The following is a 20,647-nucleotide window of genomic DNA, read 5'->3' on the forward strand; positions in this document are numbered from 1 at the left end:
CGCGTGACATCCCCCGCGCACGCGCTACCATCACGCTTGAACAACCCGGAACCCACGTGACCGCCCAAGCCCAACTCGCCGCCAGGCCTAATGCGCTGGCGGATGCCATCCTCGACACCCTCGCCCACCGCATCGGCAAGGACGCCGCCGCCGCGCGCCCGCACGACTGGCTCGCTGCGACGATCCTGACGATGCGCGACGACATCATCGACCGCTGGATGGCCTCGACCAAGGCCGCGCACGCCGCCGGGGCCAAGCGGGTCTATTACCTCAGCCTCGAATTTCTCATCGGCCGCCTGCTTCGCGACGCGATCGCCAATCTCGGCCGCACCCCCGAGGTTTCCGCCGCGCTCGCTTCGCTCGGCGTCGACCTCGCGGAGATCGAGGAGATCGAGCCCGATGCCGCGCTCGGCAACGGCGGCCTGGGACGGCTCGCGGCCTGTTTCATGGAGAGCCTCGCCAGCCTCGACCTCCCCGCCTACGGCTACGGCATCCGCTACGTGAACGGCATGTTCCGCCAGCGGATCGACGATGGCTGGCAAATCGAGCTGCCCGAGACCTGGCTCGCCCACGGCAATCCCTGGGAGTTCGAACGCCGCGAGAGCGCGTATTTCATCGGCTTCGGCGGCGAGGTGATCGGCACCGAGGACGGCGCGGTCCACTGGAAACCTGCGGAGGCGGTCGAGGCGGTCGCGGTCGACACCCCCGTCGTCGGCTGGCGCGGCAAGCGCGTCAACACCCTGCGCCTGTGGACCGCGCGCGCGTTCGATCCGATCAAGCTCGATGCGTTCAACGCGGGCGACTATTCGGGCGCGCTCGCCGGACAGCTGAAGGCCGAGACGCTGGTCCGCGTCCTCTACCCTGCAGATTCGAACCCCGCAGGCCAGGAGCTGCGGCTGCGGCAGGAGTATTTCTTCTCGTCGGCCTCGATCCAGGACATCGTGCGGCGCCACCTTCAGTATTTCGGCGACATCCGCACCTTGCCGGACAAGGCCGCGATCCAGCTCAACGACACCCACCCCGCGGTGTCGGTCGCCGAGTTGATGCGGTTGCTGATTGATCACCACGACCTTGGCTTCGACGAAGCGTGGGCGATCACGCAAGCCACCTTCGGCTACACCAACCACACGCTGCTGCCCGAGGCGCTGGAGAGCTGGCCCCTCCCCCTGTTCGAACGCCTGCTCCCGCGCCACATGCAACTGGTCTACCAGATCAACGCGCGCCTGCTCCGCGAGGCGCGCAAGGCAGGCACCGACGACCGCGCGATCGCCGCAATCAGCCTGATCGACGAGGGCGGCGAGCGCCGCGTGCGGATGGCCAATCTGGCGTTCGTCGGGTCGCACAGCGTCAACGGCGTTGCCGCGCTGCACACCGACCTGATGAAGCAGACCGTCTTCGCCGACCTCCACCGCCAATTCCCGGCACGGATCAACAACAAGACCAACGGCATCACCCCGCGCCGCTGGCTGCAGGAGTGCAACCCCGGCCTGACCCGGCTGGTCCGCGACGCGATCGGCCCCGCGTTCCTCGACGACACCGACCGACTCGAAGACCTGCTCCCGCTGGCCGAAGACAACGGCTTCGGGGAGCGCTTCGCGGCAGTCAAGCGCGCGAACAAGGTGGCACTGGCCCAGCATCTTCGCGAGGTCATGGGCCTGCGGATCGACCCGGACGCGCTGTTCGACGTCCAGATCAAGCGCATCCACGAATACAAGCGTCAGCTGCTCAACATCATCGAGACAGTGGCGCTTTACGACCAGATCCGCCGCCATCCCGAACGCGAATGGACGCCGCGGGTGAAGCTGTTCGCGGGGAAAGCGGCGGGGAGCTACCACAACGCCAAGCTCATCATAAAGCTCGCCAACGACGTCGCGCGCCGCGTCAACGCCGATCCGTCGGTCGGGCCGCTGCTCAAGGTCGCGTTCGTCCCCAATTACAACGTCAGCCTCGCCGAACGCATCGTTCCCGCCGCCGATCTGTCCGAACAGATCAGCACCGCGGGGATGGAGGCGTCGGGCACCGGCAACATGAAGTTCGCGCTTAACGGTGCGCTGACGATCGGCACGCTCGACGGTGCCAACGTCGAGATCCGCGACCATGTCGGGCGTGAGAACATCGTCATCTTCGGCATGACCGCCGACGAGGTCGCCGCCAAGCGCGCCAACGGCTACACGCCACGCGAAGTGATTGAGGGGTCCCCCGAATTGTTCCAGGCGGTCGAGGCGATCCGCAGCGGCGTCTTCTCCCCCGACGACCCGGGCCGCTACGCCGGACTGATGGACGGGCTGTACGAGCACGACTGGTTCATGGTCGCCGCCGATTTCGACGCCTATGCCGCCGCTCAGCGCGATGTCGACGCACGCTGGCACGACCGCCGCGGTTGGAACGCGACCGCCATCCGCAACGTCGCGAAGATGGGCTGGTTCTCGTCCGATCGCACCATCTCCGAATACGCCCGCGACATCTGGGGCGTCCTATGACCCCACCGCGTGGCGCGATCGAAGCCCTGCTGGAAGGGCGCCACGACGATCCCTTCTCATTGCTCGGCATGTTTCCCGCCGAAGAAGGATCATTCGCGAGGGTCTGGATCCCCGGCGCGGAGACGGCCGAGGCGCATGCACTCGACGGCGCATCGCTCGGCACGCTGGCGCGGGTCGACGACAGCGGCCTGTTCGAAGGACCGATCGCCGCGCCACCCCAGCCGCTGCGCTACAAGGCGGGAGGTCACGGCGCGGAATGGTGGGTGAGCGACGCCTACACCTTCGGCCCCGTCCTCGGCCCCGTCGACGACATGCTGATGGCGCAGGGCAACCATTTCCGCCTCCACGACAAGATGGGCGCGCACCTTATCGCGCATCAGGGCGCGACCGGAATCCACTTCGCCGTATGGGCACCCAACGCGCGCCGCGTCGCGGTGGTCGGCGACTTCAACGACTGGGACGACCGCCGCCACATCATGCGCCACCGCGCCGACACCGGCGTGTGGGAAATCTTCGTCCCCGACATCGCCGAGCACCGCAGATACAAGTTCGCGATCCACGGCCCCGACGGCGTGCTCCAGCCGCTCAAAGCCGACCCCTTCGCCTTCGCCAGCGAGCTTCGCCCCGCCACCGCCTCGATCACCACCGCGCCCCCGGTCCGCGTCTGGGGCGATGCCGATCACCGCGCGCATTGGGCCGGCGTCGACCCGCGTCGCGTGCCGGTCAGCATCTACGAGGTCCACGCCGGCTCCTGGGACCGCGACGCGAACGGCTGGTTCCTGACCTGGGACGCGCTCGCCGACCGGCTGATCCCCTATGTCGTCGACCTGGGCTTCACCCACATCGAATTCCTGCCGGTCAGCGAGCACCCCTACGACCCGAGCTGGGGCTATCAGACCACCGGGCTGTATGCCCCTTCGGCCCGCTTCGGCGACACCGATGGCTTCGCGCGCTTCGTCGACGGCGCGCACCGGGCGGGGATCGGCGTGCTGATCGACTGGGTCCCGGCGCACTTTCCCTACGATGCCTACGGCCTCGCGCGTTTCGACGGCACCGCGCTGTACGAACACGAAGACCCGCGCCTCGGCTTCCACCCCGATTGGAACACCGCGATCTACAATTTCGGGCGGCGCGAGGTGGCGTCGTTCCTGGTCAACAACGCGCTGTTCTGGGCCGAGCGCTTCCATGTCGACGGCATCCGCGTCGATGCGGTCGCCTCGATGCTCTACCGCGATTACAGCCGCCTGCCCGGCGAGTGGCTGCCCAACGCCGACGGCGGCCGCGAGAATTGGGAAGCGGTCGAATTCCTCCGCGCGATGAACACGGCGGTCTACGCCGAGCACCCCGGCGTCTTCACCGTCGCCGAGGAATCCACCTCCTGGCCCGGCGTCTCGCGCCCGGCGCACGAAGGAGGCCTAGGCTTCGGGTTCAAATGGAACATGGGCTTCATGCACGACACGCTCCAATACATGGCGCGCGAGCCCGTCCACCGCCGCCATCACCACGACGAAATCACCTTCGGCCTGTCCTACGCCTGGTCCGAGAATTTCGTCCTGCCGCTGAGCCACGACGAGGTCGTCCACGGCAAGGGCTCGCTGCTCACCAAGATGGCGGGCGACGACTGGCAGGAATTCGCCAACCTGCGCGCCTATTACGCGATGATGTGGGGCTATCCCGGCAAGAAACTGCTGTTCATGGGGCAGGAATTCGCGCAGCGCCGCGAATGGTCGGAGGAACGCGCCCTCGACTGGGATTTGCGCGCGTCGACCCCGCACGAGGGCGTCCGTACCCTCGTCCGCGACCTCAACCGTCTCTACGCGAGCAAGCCCGCACTCCACGCCCGCGATTGCGAGCCCGAAGGCTTCGAATGGCTGATCGTCGACGACCGCGCCAATTCGGTCTTCGCCTGGCTGCGCAAGGCTCCCGGCGAAGCGCCGATCGCGGTCATCTGCAACATGACCCCGGTCGCCCGCGCCCCCTACCGCGTGCCGCTGCCCCGCGACGGGCGCTGGACCGAAATCCTGAACTCCGACGCGCACGAATACCGCGGGTCGGGGCTGGGCAACCTCGGCGGGGTTGACGCGAAGGACGGCGCGGCGTGGGTGACACTGCCGCCGTTGGCGACGGTGATGCTGGAATATGAGGAATGACACCGCCGCACCGAAGCTCACCGTCACCCCGGCCTTGAGCCGGGGTCCCGCTTCTTCTTCTGTGGGGCAAGAAGAAGCGGGACCCCTGGTCAAGCCCGGGGTGACGAAAGAACGAGAAGAGACAGGAGGACGAGGATGGACCACAAACGCGGCCAACCGCTCGCACGCGACGCGATGGCCTATGTGCTCGCCGGCGGCCGCGGCAGCCGCCTCCACGAGATGACCGACACCCGCGCCAAGCCCGCGGTGTATTTCGGCGGCAAGAGCCGGATCATCGACTTCGCGCTCTCCAACGCGCTCAACTCGGGCATCCGCCGCATCGGCGTCGCGACCCAGTACAAGGCGCACAGCCTGATCCGCCACCTCCAACGCGGCTGGAACTTCCTGCGCCCCGAGCGCAACGAGAGCTTCGACATCCTCCCCGCCTCGCAGCGCGTGTCCGAGCACCAATGGTACGAAGGCACCGCCGACGCGGTTTATCAGAACATCGACATCATCGAGAGCTATGCGCCCGAGTTCATGGTCATCCTGGCTGGGGACCACATCTACAAGATGGACTACGAGATCATGCTCCAGCAGCATTGCGCGAGCGGAGCCGACGTGACCGTCGCGTGCATGGAGGTGCCGCGTATCGAGGCGTCCGGCTTCGGCGTCATGCACGTCGATGCGGACGACCGCATCGTCGATTTCGTCGAGAAGCCCGCCGATCCGCCGTCGATCCCCGGCAACCCCGACGTGGCGCTGGCGTCGCTCGGCATCTACGTCTTCCACACCAAATTGCTGATCGACGAGCTGCGCCGCGACGTCGACACCCCCGGCTCGGACCGCGATTTCGGCAAGGATTTGATCCCCTACCTCGTCAAGCACGGCAAGGCGGTGGCGCACCGCTTCGGCGCATCCTGCGTGCGCTCCGCGGAGGAGCCCGGCGCTTACTGGCGCGACGTCGGGACGGTGGACGCCTATTGGGAAGCCAACATCGACCTGACCGACGTCGTCCCCGAACTCGACCTCTACGACCGCAGCTGGCCGCTCTGGACCTATGCGGAGATCACGCCTCCCGCCAAGTTCGTCCACGACATCGACGGCCGCCGCGGATCGGCGGTCGCCAGCCTGGTCGCGGGCGACTGCATCGTCTCGGGCTCGTCGATCTACCGCAGCCTGCTGTCGACCGGCACCCGTTCGCACAGCTTTGCCATGCTCGACGAAGCGGTGGTCCTGCCCCACTGCCATATCGGCCGCGGTGCACGGTTGCGCAAAGTGGTGATCGACCGCGGCGTGGTGATCCCCGACGGGCTGGTGGTCGGCGATGACCCGGTGCTCGACGCGACGCGTTTCCGGCGCACCGACAAGGGGGTGTGCCTCATCACCCAGCCGATGGTGGACCGGTTGTGAGTGGGCGACACCTATACCTCCCCGACACGGGGAGGGGGACCATCGGCGCAGCCGATGGTGGAAGAGCAGCCCCAAGCCATCCCGCCCGTGACTGCCCCTCCACCACTCGCTTCGCGAGCGGTCCCCCTCCCCGTTCCGGGGAGGTATAGGAGATGCACCTCCTCTCCACCGCTTCCGAAGCCTACCCCCTCGTAAAAACCGGCGGCCTGGCAGACGTCGTCGGCGCCCTCCCCGCCGCGCTCGCCCCCCACGGCGTCGCCACGACAACCCTCCTCCCCGGCTACCCCGCGGTCCTCAAAGCCGCCGGACACGCCAAACCCGTCCATCGCTGGCCCAAACTCCTCGGCGGCGAAGCGCGCCTCCTGAAAGCCGAAGTCGCCGGGCTCGACTTCCTCATCCTCGACGCCCCCGCGCTCTACGCCCGCGACGGCGGCCTGTACGGCGACCCCACCGGGATCGACTGGCCCGACAATTGGCGCCGCTTCGCCGCGCTGGCTCGCGCCGCCGCCGATCTCGCTTCAGGCGCGGTCGAAGACTACACGTTCGACATCCTCCACGCCCACGACTGGCAAGCCGCGATGGCCCCCGCCTACCTCCGCTACGCGCCCGACGCCGTCGGCGCCACGCGCGCCAAGACCGTCGTGACCGTCCACAACATCGCCTTCCAAGGCCGCTTCGACGCGAGCGTCTTCGCCGAACTCGACCTCCCCCGCGCCGCCTTCGCGCTCGACGGCGTCGAATATTACGGCGGCGTCGGGTTCCTCAAGGCCGGGCTCGAAGCCGCCGATGCGATCACCACCGTCAGCCCGACCTATGCCGAGGAAATCCTCCGCCCCGAATTCGGCATGGGCCTCGAAGGCCTGATCGCCGCCCGGAGCGCCCGGGTGTCGGGCATCGTCAACGGCATCGATCCCGCGGTGTGGAGCCCCGCGCGCGACCCGCATCTGGCGCAACCCTTCACCGCACGCACCCTCACCCGCCGCCGCGCCAGCAAGCGCGCAGTCGAGCAGGCCTTCGCGCTCGACGCCGGGGACGGCCCGATCTTTACTGTCGTCAGCCGCCTCACCTGGCAGAAGGGGATGGACGTCCTCGCCTGGAGCCTCGACGATCTCGTCGCCGCGGGCGGTCGCCTCGCGCTGCTCGGTTCGGGCGACGCCGCGCTGGAGAGCGCGTTCCTGCAAGCCGCCGCCCGCCATCCCGGCCGCATCGGCGTCCGCATCGGCTACGACGAGCCGCTCAGTCACCTGCTCCAGGGCGGGGCGGACGCGATCCTGATCCCGTCGCGGTTCGAGCCGTGCGGCCTCACCCAGCTCTACGGTCTGGCCTACGGCTGCGTCCCCGTCGTCGCGCGCACCGGCGGGCTGGCCGATACCGTCATCGACGCCAACGACGCCGCGCTCGCCGCAGGGGTCGCGACCGGTATCGTGTTCGACGGCGTAAGCTACGACGCGCTCACCCGCGCCATCCGTCGCACCGCCGCGCTGTACGCGCGTCCCGACGTCTGGACGACGCTGCAACGAAACGGCATGCGTGCCGACTTCTCGTGGGGCCGGAGCGGCCGCCGCTACGCCGACCTCTACAGGAGCCTGATCGCCGCATGATCCGCACCGTCCCCACGACGCCGTACACCGACCAGAAGCCCGGCACGTCGGGCCTGCGCAAGAAGGTCCGCGTCTTCCAGCAGCCCAACTACGCCGAGAACTTCGTCCAGTCGATCTTCGACGTCGTCGACGGCAAAGATGGCGCGACGCTGGTGATCGGCGGCGACGGCCGCTTCCTCAATCGCGAAGTCATCCAGATCGCGATCCGCATGGCCAGCGCCAACGGCTTCGCACGCGTCGTCGTCGGGCAAGGCGGCATCCTCTCCACCCCCGCCGCCAGCCACCTGATCCGCAAGCGTGGCGCGATCGGCGGCCTCATCCTCTCGGCCAGCCACAATCCCGGCGGCCCCGACGAAGACTTCGGCATAAAATACAACATCGCCAACGGCGGCCCCGCGCCCGAGCGAGTGACCGATGCGATCCACGCGCGCACGCTGTCCATCGACCGCTGGCTGACCGTCGACGCCGCCGACATCGATCTCGATACGTTCGCAACGCTCGACATCGGCGGCATGACGGTCGAGGTGATCGACCCGGTCGCGGATTACGCCGCGCTGATGGAGACTTTGTTCGATTTCGATGCCATCCGCGCCGCCGACTTGACGATGGCGTTCGACGCGATGAGCGCAGTCACCGGCCCCTACGCTACCGAAATCCTCGAGAACCGCCTCGGCTTTGCCAAGGGCACGGTGCGCAACGGCACGCCCTTGCCCGACTTCGGCGGCCACCATCCCGACCCCAACCTCGTCCATGCGCACGACCTCTACGAGACCATGATGGCGCCCGACGCGCCCGATTTCGGCGCGGCGTCGGACGGCGACGGCGATCGCAACCTCATCATCGGGCGACACCGCTTCATCACGCCTTCCGACAGCCTGGCGATGCTCGCCGCCAACGCACACCTCGCCCCCGGCTACGCCGCCGGCCTTAAGGGTATCGCCCGTTCGATGCCCACAAGCGCCGCCGCCGACCGCGTCGCGCAGGCGCTCGGCATCCCGGCCTACGAGACCCCAACCGGCTGGAAGTTCTTCGGCAACCTCCTCGACGCCGGCATGGCGACGATCTGCGGCGAGGAAAGCGCAGGCACCGGCTCCGACCACGTCCGCGAGAAGGACGGGCTCTGGGCGGTTCTCCTCTGGCTCAACATTCTCGCTGCGACCGGCAAGTCGGTGGACCAGATCGCCCGCGATCATTGGGCAACCTACGGCCGCAACTATTACGCCCGCCACGACTACGAAGGCGTCGACAGCGCCCGCGCCGACGCCTTGATGGCCGAACTCCGCGACAAGCTCGCGGCGCTGCCTGGCAAGCGCTTCGGCGATCTCGCCATCGAAGCAGCGGACGACTTCGCCTACGAAGACCCGACCGACGCCTCGGTCAGCCGCCACCAGGGCGTTCGCGTGTTGTTCGAAGGCGGCAGCCGCGTCGTCTTCCGCCTGTCGGGCACCGGGACCAGCGGCGCGACGTTGCGCGTCTATCTGGAGCGCTACTCCGACGATGACCTCGACCGCGACACGACCGAAATGCTCGCCGACATCGCAGCAGCGGCCGACGCCATTGCGGATGTTGTCCGTCATACCGGCCGCGAAGCTCCGGATGTCATGACGTGAGCGAGCAAATCCTTCCCCACAGGGGGAGGGGGACCGCCGACGCAGTCGGTGGCGGAGGGGGCCTCGACCCAAGCGCATCGCCCGCGGCCAGCCCCCTCCACCATGCTTCGCATGGTCCCCCTCCCCCCGTGGGAGAGGAATGGGGCGCCCACGCCCACGCTTCCGGCACCCGCTTCACCGTCCGCTCCTCGGCCACCGAAGCCTGGCTCTGCCTCTTCGACGCCGGCCAAGAAACCCGCCTCCCCATGCGCCGCACCGGCGAAGCCTTCACCCTCGACGCCCCCGGCGTCACTCCCGGCACCCGCTACGGCTACCGCACATCCCACGATCCCGCCAAGCTCCTCGTCGACCCGTATGCCGTCGAACTCGACCGCCGCTTCGCCTACGACCCGCGCCTCCGCCAACCGGGAGAGGACACCGCAGCGCTGGTGCCCAAAGCGGTCGTGCCCGCGCCCGTTGTCGCGACCCCGCCGCTGCCCCCGCTCTTCACTCCGGGCGGCCTGATCTACGAGCTCAACGTCCGCGGCTTCACGATGCGCCACCCGCAAGTGCCCGAACCACTCCGCGGCACCGTCGCCGCGCTCGCGCACCCGGCAGTCATCGCCCGCCTCCAACGCCTTCGCGTCGCCGCGGTCGAGTTGATGCCGATCGTCGCCTGGATCGACGAACGCCATCTGCCCCCGCTCGGGCTGACCAACGCCTGGGGCTACAACCCCGTCGTGCCGATGGCGCTCGACCCCGGCCTGTGCCCCGGCGGCCTCGCCGAGCTCCGCGACACCGTCGCCACGCTTCGGGCGGCGGGCATCGGCACGATCCTCGACCTCGTGTTCAACCATAGCGGCGAGAGCGACGTCGACGGCCCCACCCTCTCCTTGCGCGGCCTCGACCCGCACGGCTGGTACGCGCGCGACGCGCAGGGCGTGCTCGTCAACGACACCGGCACGGGCAACACCTTCGACTTCGCGCTTCCCCACGTCCGCGACCTCACCCTCGCCACGCTGCGCCATTTCGCGCACCTCGGCATCGACGGCTTCCGCTTCGATCTCGCCCCCGTCATGGCGCGCAGCCCCGCCTTCGATCCGCACGCGCCGATCTTCGCCGCGATCCGAAGCGATCCCGTGCTTGGCAGCCGGGTCATGATCGCCGAGCCCTGGGACATCGGCCCCGACGGCTATCGCCTCGGCCAGTTTCCCGACGACTGGCTGGAATGGAACGACCGCTACAGAGACGACGTCCGCCGCTTCTGGCGCGGCGACGGCGACGCAGGCGCTCTCGCCACCCGCATCGCCGGCTCGTCCGACGTCTTCTCCGGCGCGCGCAGCCGCAGCGTCAACTTCGTCGCGGCGCACGACGGCTTCACCCTCGCCGACACCGTCGCCTACTCCGACCGCCAAAACATGGCCAATGGCGAAGGCAATCGCGATGGCCACGCGGGCGAGGTCGCATGGAACGGCGGCGTCGAAGGCCCCACCGACGATCCCGCGGTCCACGGCCGCCGCGACAGCGACGCGCGCGCGCTTCTCGCCACGCTGTTCGCATCCAAGGGCACGATCATGCTCACCGCCGGCGACGAATTCGGTCGCACCCAAGACGGCAACAACAACGCCTATGCGCAGGACAATGCGACCACCTGGCTCGATTGGGAGAGCCGCGACACGGCGCTCGAGGATTTCGTCGCCGCGCTTGCTGCATTCCGGGCAAGCGCAGGCTTCGCGAATCCCGCCTTCCTCGGCGCGAGCGACTGGCGCGATCTCGACGGCCATCCGCTCGACGCCACGCGGTGGAGCCGAGCGCAAGGCTTCGAGCTTCGCGTGCCCGATGGCGACGCGACCTTGATCCTCCGCTTCGACCGGCCCGCCGCCCGTGTGACCCTGGCGCGCGCGCGCATCCTGGAGAGCCGCCGGTAATCGCTACGGGATCGTTCCTCCCGCGCTCGCATCGCGCGCCAGGATGCGGCCCATCGCGTCGAACAGTGCGTCCATCGCTACCGGCTTGAACAGCACATCGTCCGCGCCCGCCGCCAGGCATTGCTCACGCAGGTCGACGCCTGCGTCCGCGGTCACGACGATGATCGGCATCCTCGACTTGGCGTCGGTGCGCGCGCGGATGTGCTCGATCGCGGTGATCCCGTCCATGCCCGGCATCCGCAGATCGACCAGCAGCATGTCGAAATCCTGCGAGTCGAGCATCGCCAGCCCCGATTCGGCGCTCTCGGCCTCGACCATCTCCGCGCCCGCCACGCCCAGCATGTCCTTGACGACGCGCCGGTTCATCCGGTCGTCCTCGATGAACAGGACCTTCATCGGGAGGTCGAGCCTCCGACAGGAACGAAAGATACGTTCATTTCGACACGTATCGTCTCATGCCGCCCGCCTGACAAGCCGATCGTTACCTTCCCGGAACAAGGATGCGACGAGTGACGGCCCGCTCACCGGCCGCGTCACGATACGATCGATTCCGGTCGCGTACAGGCCCGCGCGCTCGTCCTCATTGGTCGTCGGCCACAGCAGGGTAACCGCCGCGCGACCGCAGGCGGCGTCGGCAATCGCGCGCAACGCCGCCTCACAATCGCCATCGGCGCGTACGGTCGAGTCGTCGATCAATACGCGCACGACCGATCCCTCGCGGATCTCGGCAACCGCCTGCGCTGAGTCGGCGGCAAAGATCACACGATCGGCATGGGGCGCGAACAGCGTGCGGAACAGGCTGCGGGCGATCGGATTGCGATCGACGATCAGCAGTGCGGGGCCGTCCGCGTCGATCGGAGCGGCGTCGTGAACATCGGCATCGATGCGCGCCAGCGGCAACGTGACGGTAAACACCGAACCCTGTCCGACGACGCTCGTGACGCCGACCTCGCCGCCCATCGCACGCGCAAGCTGGCGACAGATCGCCAATCCCAAACCGGTGCCGCCGAATTGGCGTGTCGTGCCCGCATCCGCCTGGCGGAACGATTCGAAGATCGCTTCCAGCTTGTCCGCTGCGATGCCGATTCCTGAATCGCGGATCGCGATGGCGAGGCGACCGTCGTCGAGCGCGTGCGCGCCGATGCCGATCTCGCCGCCGGGGGTGAATTTCAGCGCGTTGGACAACAGATTGAACACGATCTGACGCACCCGCGCGGCATCGCCCGACACCATGCGCGGGCAATCGTCGAGCGTGCGGACGAACGCGACGCCTTTCGCAGCGGCTTGGGCTTCCCACAGCCGGGTCGCATCGAGAATCGTCGCCGACAGGTCGAACGGCGCCGTTTCCAGCGTCAGATTGCCGGTCTCCATCTTGGCGACATCGAGGATATCGTCGACCAGAACGCGCATCGTCGTACCCGCGCCGTGGACCACCGACAGCCGATCGCGGGTCGCCGCGGGAAGCGTCGGATCGGCCAGCATCACCTGGGTCATGCCCAGGATGCCGTTCAGCGGCGTGCGGATCTCGTGGCTGGTCGTCGCCAGGAATTCGGTCTTCGCGGCCAGTGCCTTGCCGAGTGCGGCGTTCGCCTGACCGAGATCGGCGTTGGCACCGCGCACCGTGTTGCGGCTGCGCCGGACGACGATCAGCCCCATCAGCAGCGCGGCGATGACGATCGCCGTCGCCGCAGCGCTGCCGAGAAAGATGTAGCGCTGGCTCGCTGCCTTCTCGCGTTCGGCGGCGATGCGGCGCCCCAGGTCGTCGGCTTTCAGTCGCGCGATGCGCAGTTCCTGATTGGCGAAGTCGAACCGCGCCGCCATCAGCGCCGCACCCGTGGTGGTGGCGAGGCGGGTCGTCTGGTCGTCGAGGCGCTTCAGTGCGAGGAGATGCGGCAAGGCCTCGTCGTTCCGACCCAGCTTGCTGAAGACCTTGTACGCTGTCTCGTGCATATCGCGAAACGGCAGCGGCGTGGTTGCCGGGTCGATGCCGGCAAAGACGCTCTCGATCAAGGCGCCCGCCGCAGGTATTTTTCCATGCTGAAGTGCCGCCTGCGCCGCGATACCTTCGATGACCTTTTGATCGAAGCTGTCGGAGAAACGACCGAGCGACCGGGCTCGCCCGATGGTCCGATCGGCGCCGTCGAGATCGCCACGCAGGAGCTGAGAACGCGCAATGTTTCGCAAGATCTGAACTTCCAGAACGCGGCTCTGCATGCCCTCCGCCGTTTGCAGAGCGGCGCGGAAGCCGCTTTCCGCATCGAGATACCGCCTCATGTTGCGGAGCGTTATCGCTCGATTGTTCTGGATCGAAACAATCAACGCAGGATCGCCGTCGAACGCAGCCAGTGCTTGATCGAGGTACTTCAGCGCGTTTCCATGGTCTTTGGCGTCACCATACAGTGTGGAAATACAAATAAGCGCAATAGCGCGGTTGCGGGCGTCATTTAAGCGCACGAAGATGCTGTGTGCCCGCTGTAGTTCGCGGAGTGCGGTAACAACCTCACCGGTTTCGCCATGCATGCCGCCGCTCGATAACAGCACGTCGGCTTCGAGCTTCGATGCGGGAGCGTAGCGACGGGCAAGCGTCAACGCGTCTTTGATCTTGGGAGTAGCAACGTTGAGATTTTTCAGACGATAGGCCGCCTCGCCTTCGAGCCACAGCGCGGTTGCGCGCAGGACGCCGCGCGTCACAGGGTCTTCTACGCGATCGATCTGCGCCTCTGCTTCATGTGCACGCAACTGTGCCAAGCGCGGATCGATCATCATGGCGGCACGCGCTTTAGCGATCGTCTCGTCGACGGTTGCGCGGGGCGATTGCGCCAGCGTCGGAATCGACCAGGCGAGCAGGCCGATAAGTGCCAGACGATGCGCGACCTTTCGGATCGACATCGCTCAGCTTCGCGCCCATCCACCGGCAAGCCGCGCGAACGCGGGTTGCCCCTCTTGCGCCGCAGCCGGGCGATATTCGCGCAGGAACGGGACGAGCGCATCGAAGCCGATGGGGCGGCTGATATAGAAGCCCTGCGCCATGTCGCAGCCCATCACCGACAGCAGCGCCATTGCCGCCGGTGTCTCGACTCCTTCGGCAACGACTTCCATGTCGAGCGCGTGCGCCAGGTCGATCGTCGAGCGGACGATCAGCGGATCCCGGTTCGAGCTGGTCAATTGGGTCACGAACAGCTTGTCGATCTTCAGCTCGCGCGCGGGAAGCTGCTTGAGATAGGCAAGACTCGACAGGCCCGCACCATAATCGTCGATCGCGACGACAATCCCCAGGTCGGCAAAGATCTTGAGATTGGCGATGGCACTATCGGGGTCTCGGATGACCGACGTCTCGGTAATCTCGAAGCCGAGCTGGGCGCCGCTCGCCGGCACGATCTCGCGCACGGCACGCACGAAGCGGATGTCGCCAAGCAGCGCGCCGGCAACATTGATGAAGACGATCTGGTCGTAACCGAGCGATTTCAATGCGCGCTGGTCCGCGATCACCTGTCGGAGCGTCCACAGCGTCAGCGCGACGATGTCGCGCGACTCCTCCGCAATCGGAATGAAGTCTCCTGGCATGATCAGCCCTCGCGTCGCATGCCGCCACCGGACCAGCGCCTCCACGCCAACCACTTCCTGCCGCCGTAAGTGAATTTTTGGCTGGTACTGGAGGAACAGCGCGCCGTCCGCAATCGCGCCCGCCAAGTCGCGTTTCAGCGCGATACGGTCCATCGATGGCGCATTCGCCAGCACGCGGACGACCGGGCGTCGCTCGGTCCGGGCATCGTCGAGCGCGTGTTCTGCGTCTTCGATCAATCGCAGCTCGTCGCACTCGGCACCCTTTGCCATGCTGGCGCCGAGCAGCAACTCGATGCGGTGCTCTTCGCCATCGAGATCGAACGGCTTCTGGCACGCAGCGTCGACCCGCGCGAGCATTCCATCGAGCGCGTCGTGCGCTTGCCGTCGAAAGGTGAATTCTATCCGATCTCGCCCGACCACAGAGAGCGCAACATCGGGCACCGCCGCTGCGATCCGCTCCGCAACCGCGTCGATCGCGCCGGAACCGGATGCACGGCCCAGATGACGCCGCAGGATGGCGTAATTGTCGATCGCTGCGACTGCCATCAGGCACCAGTCCGCGCCGCTGCCTTCGCTCCCCATCGGCAAACGGGGATCGTCGGGCACCAGCGGCGGCGACGGGGTGTCTCTCATGCAGCCACGCCTAAGCCGCGGGTCTGAAGATTGGCTTAAGCCGCGCACCTATTTTCTTAATCAGGCGTTCACGCGATTGTTTAACGCGGCGTTATCCCTTACGAATCGCGATGCGTCCCCGAAGGGGTCGCCAACGAGGGAGAAGACCATGTTGAAGTTCATCCTGGCGCTGATCAGCGAAGGCACCATCAAGCCTTGGTAAAGTGACGACCGTCGGCTCGTGACGGGTGGGCGAGGTTGCCTTCAACGCCTCTCCAGTCTCACGGGTCGACATCAATCCAGCGCCATCGCGCCATTCTATCGCTCCGGCCGCTCGGGTAGCGGCATTTCGGCGGACCAGCCGCCCCCCATCGCCTTGAACAACGTCGCGGTCATTTGCCGCAGCTGAGCGTCGCTTTGCGCCGCCTGTTCACGCGCGGTCAGCCCCTGCACTTCCGCGTTCAGCAAACTGTCCTGCGCGATGAAACCGGTGCGATATTGCGCCTCGATCGCCTTCGCGCTGGCCTCGGCATCCGCCACCGCGCGCACCAGCGCGGCGTTGCGACGGCGCTCGGCGTCGATCTGCGCCAAGGCATCCTCGACATCGCGGAGCGATCCGAGCACGGCGACGCGATAGGCGATATAGGCCTGCTCACGGTCCTCTCGCCGCGTCTCGACCGTTGCGCGTCGCCGGCCGAAATCGACGATCGGCACGTTGAATGCGCCAGTCCCGGTCAGTTGCAGGCTGTCGCGCTCGATCAGCGATGCCAGGCTTGTCGAGATGAGCTGCGCCATGCCGGTCAGCGAGAAACGCGGGTACAGATCGGCGATCGCCACGCCGATGTCGGCGTTCGCCGCCGCAAGCTGCCGCTCGGCGGCGCGCACGTCCGGGCGCCGCCGCAGCAGCTCCGACGGCAAGCCCGCGGGAACGAGCGGAACCGCGGTCGCGGTCGCCGGTGCCGCGAGTTCGGCGGCCAGCGTCTCGGGCACATCGCCGATCAGCAGCCCAAGCGCGTGGATGCGCACCTGCGCATCGGCGCGAACCGGCTCGAGCCGCGCTTCGGTGGAGGTCAGCTGCGCGCGCTGGCGGGTCACGTCCACCGCGGGCACCAGCCCGACCGCCGCGACATTGCCCGCGATTTCCAGCGCCCGCCGCTGGCGCGCGATCTCGCTGGACACGATCACGTCCTGCGCCTGATCGAGCCGCAGCGCGAAATATGCCTGCGCCACTTCTGCCGCGAGTGTCACCGCCGCGTCGCGCCGCGTCCATTCGGCGGCCTGCGTCCGTGCCGCCGCCGCCTCGCGTCCGCGCCGCACACCGCCGAACAGGTCGATCTCCCAACTCGCGTCGAAGCCGACGGCGAAGGTCGTGATCCCGCTGCCGGGCAGCGCGATCCCGCCTGCCGATCCGCTCCCGCCAGTACCGCCCCCGCCACTGCCACCCCCGCCGCCGCCGAAAGCGCGTGCGAGCGAGGAAAGTCCGGCGTTCTTGCTGAACTCGACATGCGTCGTCTGGGCGCTCGCATTCACGCTCGGCAGCCCGGCGGCCCGCGCCGCGATCTCCTGCAATCGCGCCTGGCGAACGCGTGAGGCCGCGGTCGCCATGTCCGGGTTGCCGACGAGCGCGCGCGCGACCAGCCCGTCGAGTACGGGGTCGCCGAACGCGCGCCACCATGTCGCCGGATCGACGGCGTCGGCATTCGCCTGCGCGCCGGCATAGTTCGGCGGCACCGCCATTTCGGGCGGACGATAGTTCGGGCCGACCGTGCAGCCTGCCAGCGCCAGTGTCGCAGCGGCCGTCATCCAACGTTTCGTCAATGTGCCATTCCTCCGCCGGGCGCCCCGCCGCCGCCCTTTTTCACCTTCAGGAGCAGCACCAGTGGCGCACACACCAGCACCACCACCATCAGATTCCGGAACACATCCAGAAAGCCCAGCATCGTCGCCTGCCGCTGCACCTGGCTATAGAGCACCGCCAGCGACGTCGTCGTCGGGTCGCCGGTTCCCGCGAACGCCGCACCGGCTTGGGCGAGCCAGTCGTTGTAGTTCGGGTTCAGTCCCGACAGCCCGTCGACCAGCACCGATTGCTCGGTCTGGCGGTGCGATGCCAGCAGCGTCTGCGCCGCCGAGATGCCGATGGTGCCGCCCAGATTGCGGAACACGTTGAGCAGGCTCGACGCCTGTGCGGTCTGCGTCTGCTTCAGCCCGACATAGGCCACCGCGTTGATCGGCACGAACAGGAACGGCAACGCCACCGACTGGAACAGCCGCGCGGTCGCGGCATCGGCGAAGCTGATGTCTGCGGTGAAGCCGGTCATGTACCACAGGGCCGCGGCCTGCGAGATCAGCGCGGGGAACAGCAGGAAACGGACGTCGGCCTTGCCCGACAACCAACCCGCGAACGGCACCGCGACCAGCGTCCCTATACCGCCGGCGGTCATCGCCAGTCCGGCGTCGAGCGCACTGTAGCCGAGCACCTGCTGCAACATCTGCGGGATCAGCTGGGTGGTGCCGAACAGGATCATGCCGGTCAGCGCCATGAGCGAAATGGTGATCGCGAAATTGCGGTTGCCGAGCAGCTTCAGGTCGACGATCGGGTCCTTCGCCATCACTTCGCGGATCACCAGCGCGACAAGCGACACCGCCGAGATCGTCGCCGCGCCGACGATGAAGGGACTCGAGAACCAGTCCTCGCGCTCGCCACGGTCGAAGGTGAGTTCCAGGAAACCGAGCCCGAGGACGATGAAGATCACCCCCCAATAATCGATTTTAAGCCCACCTTTCAGCTTGGAGGCGCGGTCCTTGCGGACCTGCTCCGGCTCGTCGACGAAGATTTCGGCGAGGAAAAAGGCGAGGATACCGATCGGCACGTTGATCAGGAATATCCAATGCCAGCTGGCATGTTCGGTGATGAGCCCGCCCAGCGTCGGCCCGAGCACCGGCCCGACGACGACCACGATCGCAAAGGCGGCGAACGCCATCCCCCGCTGCTTGGGCGGGAACGTGTCCGCCAGGATCGACTGCTCGACCGGTGCCAGCCCGCCGCCGCCGACTCCCTGCAGGACGCGCGCGATCACCAGCGTCGTCAGATTGGGCGCGATGCCGCACAGGAACGACGCCAAGGTGAACAGCGCGATGGAGAAGAGGAAGTAACGCTTTCGCCCGATCGCATCGGACAGCCAACCCGACATCGGGATGATAATCGCGTTGGCGACCAGGTAGCTGGTCAGCACCCACGTCGCTTGATCGGTCGTGATCGAAAGACCGCCGGCGATATGATCGAGGCTGACGTTGGCGATCGAGGTGTCGAGCACCTCCATGAACGTCGGCACCGAGATGATCCCGACGATCAGCCACGGACTGTACGGCCCTGCCGCCGATCGCGACGGGTCCCAGCCGTCCTGCGCCTTGGCCCCCTTGGCCACGCTCAGCGCACCTTGACCGTCGGCACCACCGACATGCCCGGCCCGATCGGATACCGCCGTGGGTCAGGCCCGTTCTTCGCATCGAACTCGATCCGCACCGGCACGCGCTGGACGACCTTGACGTAATTGCCCGTCGCATTCTGCGGCGGCAGCAGCGCAAAGGCCTGACCCGCGCCGCGCTGAATGGAGTCGACGCGCCCGTGGAACTTCACGTCCGGATACGCATCGACCCTGATCTCCACCGATTGGCCGATCTTCATCAGCTGGAGCTGGGTTTCCTTGAAGTTGGCGGTTACCCACATCCGGTCGGGCACGATCGCCATCAGCTGCGTGCCCGGCGCCACGTAGGAACCGACGTTGACCTGCCGATTGACCACCTGACCCGCGACCGGCGCCGTCAGCCGCAGATCGCCGACCGCGACGTTGGCTTGCGCCACCTGGGCGCGGCGTGCACCGATCACTGCCTGCGATGCGCCGACCTGGCGCCGCGCCACCGTCACCTGCGCACGTGCGGTATCGATCTGCTCTCGCGCCGCGGCGGCATCGGCTGCGGTCTGCCGGGCATTGGCGCGCGCCTGATCGAGCTGCTGGCCCGCAACCGCGGTACGGTCGAGCCGCAGCAAGGCCTCGTATCGCGCCAGATCCTGCTGCGCCTTGATCGCAGCAGCCAGCGGCACTTTGGCCTGCGCCTCGGCGGCCTGCTGCTGCTGGACCGCGGTGCCGACCTGCGCACGCGATTGCGCGAGTTGCGCGGTCGCCTGCGCAACGTTGGCCTGCGCCTCGGCGACCTGCGCATCGCGGCCCGAGGCGGTGATCACCGCCAACAGCCGCCCCGCCTCGACATGGCGGTTGTCGACGTCGGCCACCTGCATCAACGTGCCCGAGACCTGCGGCGCGATACGGACGATGTGCGCGTCGACGAAGGCATCGTCGGTCGACACGAACTGACGTGCGTGGAGCCAGTAGAACACTCCGGCGATCGCGAGCACTGCCGCGACCGCGACGACGACGATCCAGAAGATCGGCTTACGAAAGATCGAGGGCTTGCCCTTGTCCTCGTCGCCATCCTTGTCGTCCCCGTCCTTGGCGTCGCCGTCTTTGTCTTGCCCACCCTCGGCATCGCCACCGCCGTCCTTACCGGCGCGCGCGCCGTCGTTCTGCTCGTCGGGCTGGTGCGCATGGTCTTCGTGGCCGGCATCCTTGCGGTCGTCTTGGCTGTCACTCATGGCAGGTCCTGTCGTTCGGCGATCAGCCGGTCGAGAATGGCGTGGGTATTGGCGGCGATCCGTGCCTTTACTGCATCCAGATCGTCATCCGTCAGTGTGTCGGTCTCGAGCAGACGCAGGAACATCGCCCGAGAGGCGCGCAGCGCGGTCGTCTGCCCGACCAGCGTGATCGCCGCAATACAGGCGATTCGGCTTCGCGCCCCGGTTGCGATGCCGACCAGTCGCGCGAGCGTCGCCAGCATCGTTCCCATGGCACCGGCGTGAAGACGCTCGAACGCGACCGTCGGATGCATCTGCTCGCGCACGATGAAGGGCGCCCATTCCTCGCTCTCGACACTCGCCATCGTATCGGCCAACTGCATGAGTACCCGCACGACACCATCGCGTGCGCCGCCGGTATCCCCCTCGTCGATCACTGCCTCGATCGCCAACCCATCGCGCATCCGCTCCGCGATCAGCGCGGCGATGCGATCGGCGGCGGCGAGATACAGGCCCTCCTTGCCGCCATAATGATAGGTGATCGCCGACATCGCGGTCCCGGCGGCAGCCGCAATCCCGCGTGTGGACGCGCCTTCCAGCCCCTTGGCACCGAATTCGCGAATCGCGATGTCGAGAAGGCGGGAGGGGGTCACGGCAGCGTCGTTAGTTCGGTCGAACGAACATCGCAACCCTAGATGACG

14 protein-coding genes are annotated in these 20,647 nt (G+C 67.4%); 7 read left to right on the forward strand and 7 right to left on the reverse strand.

All coding sequences use genetic code 11. The features are described from left to right. Positions 1-56: 56 nt before the first annotated feature. From ACE5C1_RS03545 to ACE5C1_RS03570, 6 genes are all read left to right on the forward strand, one after another. On the forward strand, positions 57-2,480 hold the full coding sequence (locus ACE5C1_RS03545; RefSeq protein ID WP_374942683.1) for a glycogen/starch/alpha-glucan phosphorylase: 2,424 nt from the start codon (positions 57-59) through the stop codon (positions 2,478-2,480). Continuing rightward, positions 2,477-4,630, forward strand: a complete 2,154-nt coding sequence (glgB, locus tag ACE5C1_RS03550; protein WP_374942684.1) for a 1,4-alpha-glucan branching protein GlgB — start codon at positions 2,477-2,479, stop codon at positions 4,628-4,630. The genes ACE5C1_RS03545 and glgB overlap by 4 nt, the downstream gene beginning before the upstream one ends. A gap of 135 nt (positions 4,631-4,765) precedes the next feature. Further along, on the forward strand, positions 4,766-6,022 hold the full coding sequence (glgC, locus tag ACE5C1_RS03555; RefSeq protein WP_374942685.1) for a glucose-1-phosphate adenylyltransferase: 1,257 nt from the start codon (positions 4,766-4,768) through the stop codon (positions 6,020-6,022). Positions 6,023-6,174: 152 nt separating this feature from the next. Further along, a complete protein-coding gene (glgA, locus tag ACE5C1_RS03560; protein ID WP_374942686.1) occupies positions 6,175-7,623 on the forward strand; it encodes a glycogen synthase GlgA in 1,449 nt (482 codons plus the stop codon). Beyond that, positions 7,620-9,233 (forward strand): alpha-D-glucose phosphate-specific phosphoglucomutase, encoded by a 1,614-nt coding sequence (locus tag ACE5C1_RS03565; protein ID WP_374942687.1) that lies wholly within the window; start codon positions 7,620-7,622, stop codon positions 9,231-9,233. Before glgA ends, ACE5C1_RS03565 begins: the two co-directional genes overlap by 4 nt. 128 nt (positions 9,234-9,361) lie before the next feature. Then, positions 9,362-11,140: a glycogen debranching protein gene (locus ACE5C1_RS03570; protein ID WP_374942688.1), complete on the forward strand. Its 1,779-nt coding sequence runs from the start codon at positions 9,362-9,364 to the stop codon at positions 11,138-11,140. Positions 11,141-11,143: 3 nt separating this feature from the next. Here ACE5C1_RS03570 and ACE5C1_RS03575 read toward each other — a convergent pair whose 3' ends face one another. Both ACE5C1_RS03575 and ACE5C1_RS03580 read right to left on the reverse strand, forming a co-directional pair. Next, positions 11,144-11,536: a response regulator gene (locus tag ACE5C1_RS03575; RefSeq protein ID WP_374942689.1), complete on the reverse strand. Its 393-nt coding sequence runs from the start codon at positions 11,534-11,536 to the stop codon at positions 11,144-11,146. 57 nt (positions 11,537-11,593) lie between these two features. Further along, the gene (locus ACE5C1_RS03580; RefSeq protein ID WP_374942690.1) at positions 11,594-13,150 is read right to left on the reverse strand and encodes a sensor histidine kinase; all 1,557 of its coding nucleotides are present in this window, start codon (positions 13,148-13,150) and stop codon (positions 11,594-11,596) included. 24 nt (positions 13,151-13,174) lie between these two features. Here ACE5C1_RS03580 and ACE5C1_RS03585 point away from each other — a divergent pair, with 24 nt between their 5' ends. Beyond that, positions 13,175-13,588 (forward strand): hypothetical protein, encoded by a 414-nt coding sequence (locus ACE5C1_RS03585; protein WP_374942691.1) that lies wholly within the window; start codon positions 13,175-13,177, stop codon positions 13,586-13,588. Between the two features lie 444 nt (positions 13,589-14,032). On the opposite strand, the gene ACE5C1_RS03590 is transcribed toward ACE5C1_RS03585, so the two are convergent. The 5 genes from ACE5C1_RS03590 to ACE5C1_RS03610 form a co-directional block, all read right to left on the reverse strand. Next, the gene (locus ACE5C1_RS03590; RefSeq protein ID WP_374942692.1) at positions 14,033-15,337 is read right to left on the reverse strand and encodes an EAL domain-containing protein; all 1,305 of its coding nucleotides are present in this window, start codon (positions 15,335-15,337) and stop codon (positions 14,033-14,035) included. A gap of 297 nt (positions 15,338-15,634) precedes the next feature. Beyond that, on the reverse strand, positions 15,635-17,119 hold the full coding sequence (locus tag ACE5C1_RS03595; protein ID WP_374942693.1) for an efflux transporter outer membrane subunit: 1,485 nt from the start codon (positions 17,117-17,119) through the stop codon (positions 15,635-15,637). Positions 17,120-17,130: 11 nt separating this feature from the next. Continuing rightward, on the reverse strand, positions 17,131-18,741 hold the full coding sequence (locus ACE5C1_RS03600; RefSeq protein WP_374942694.1) for a DHA2 family efflux MFS transporter permease subunit: 1,611 nt from the start codon (positions 18,739-18,741) through the stop codon (positions 17,131-17,133). A gap of 2 nt (positions 18,742-18,743) precedes the next feature. Next, a complete protein-coding gene (locus ACE5C1_RS03605; RefSeq protein ID WP_374942695.1) occupies positions 18,744-19,967 on the reverse strand; it encodes an HlyD family secretion protein in 1,224 nt (407 codons plus the stop codon). Further along, positions 19,964-20,599, reverse strand: a complete 636-nt coding sequence (locus tag ACE5C1_RS03610) for a CerR family C-terminal domain-containing protein (protein WP_374942696.1) — start codon at positions 20,597-20,599, stop codon at positions 19,964-19,966. The genes ACE5C1_RS03605 and ACE5C1_RS03610 overlap by 4 nt, the downstream gene beginning before the upstream one ends. Positions 20,600-20,647: the final 48 nt, after the last annotated feature.

Source organism: Sphingomonas sp., from assembly GCF_964263785.1.
GTDB lineage: Bacteria > Pseudomonadota > Alphaproteobacteria > Sphingomonadales > Sphingomonadaceae > Sphingomonas.